Origin of the sequence: Streptomyces ureilyticus, assembly GCF_011045025.1 — a bacterium.
Classification (GTDB): domain Bacteria; phylum Actinomycetota; class Actinomycetes; order Streptomycetales; family Streptomycetaceae; genus Streptomyces; species Streptomyces ureilyticus.
Genome location: NZ_JAAKZX010000484.1, coordinates 1 through 1,000 on the forward strand (window position 1 = coordinate 1; position 1,000 = coordinate 1,000).

At 75.9% G+C, this 1,000-nt stretch carries 1 protein-coding gene; it reads left to right on the forward strand.

Translation table 11 applies throughout. From position 1 onward, the window contains the following. Positions 1-33: 33 nt before the first annotated feature. On the forward strand, positions 34-1,000 hold a 967-nt coding region (locus G6048_RS48275), incomplete at its 3' end, for an EamA family transporter (RefSeq protein ID WP_165345917.1).

Genomic DNA, 1,000 nt, shown 5'->3' on the forward strand with positions numbered 1-1,000 from the left:
CCCACCACCCTCGCCGCGCCCCTCCTCCTCACCATCGCCGTCACCGCCCTGGCGCCCATCTCCTGGGGCACCACCTACGCCGTCACCACGGAGTTCCTGCCGGCCGACCGCCCCCTGTTCACCGGCCTGATCCGGGCCCTGCCCGCCGGACTCGTCCTGCTCGCCGTCGCCCGCAAGCTGCCCAGCGGCGTCTGGTGGTGGAAGGCGGCGGCCCTCGGCGCGCTGAACATCGGCGCCTTCTTCCCGCTGCTCTTCCTCTCCGCGTACCGCCTGCCCGGCGGCCTTGCGGCGGTCGTCGGCTCCGTCGGCCCGCTGTTCGTCGCGGGCCTCGCGGCGCTGCTGCTCGGCGAGCGCCCGACCGTCCGTACGATCCTCACCGGCATCGCGGCGGCCCTCGGCGTCAGCCTCGTCGTGCTCAAGGCGACGGGTGCGCTGGACGTCATCGGGATCGCGGCGGCGCTCGCCGCGACCGCGTCGATGTCCGCCGGGACGGTGCTCACCAAGAGGTGGGGGCGGCCGGAGGGCGTGGGCCCGTTGGCGCTCACCGGCTGGCAGCTGACCGCGGGCGGCCTGCTGATCGCTCCGCTCGCTCTGCTCGTCGAAGGGGCGCCGCCCGCGCTCGACGGCCGGGCGATCGGCGGCTACCTCTACCTCGCGCTGGCCAACACGGTGTTGGCGTACTGGATCTGGTTCCGCGGCATCGGCCGGCTCGCCGCCACCCAGGTCACGTTCCTAGGCCCGCTCTCCCCGTTGACGGCGGCCGTCGTCGGCTGGACGGCGCTCGGCCAGTCGCTCGGCCCCGTCCAACTGGCGGGCATGGCCGTGGCGTTCGCGGCGACGGTGGCGGGGCAGCTGGGGCCGCGTACGAAGCTCCGCGAGCGGCCCGAAGCTTCCCCGGCCGTGGCGCCCGTGCAGTCGGCGGGGTCTACCGGGTCCACCCTGGCGGTCACGCCCGGGCAGTCGACGCCGCCCGCCTCGGCCCCGACCCGCACCCCGGCAC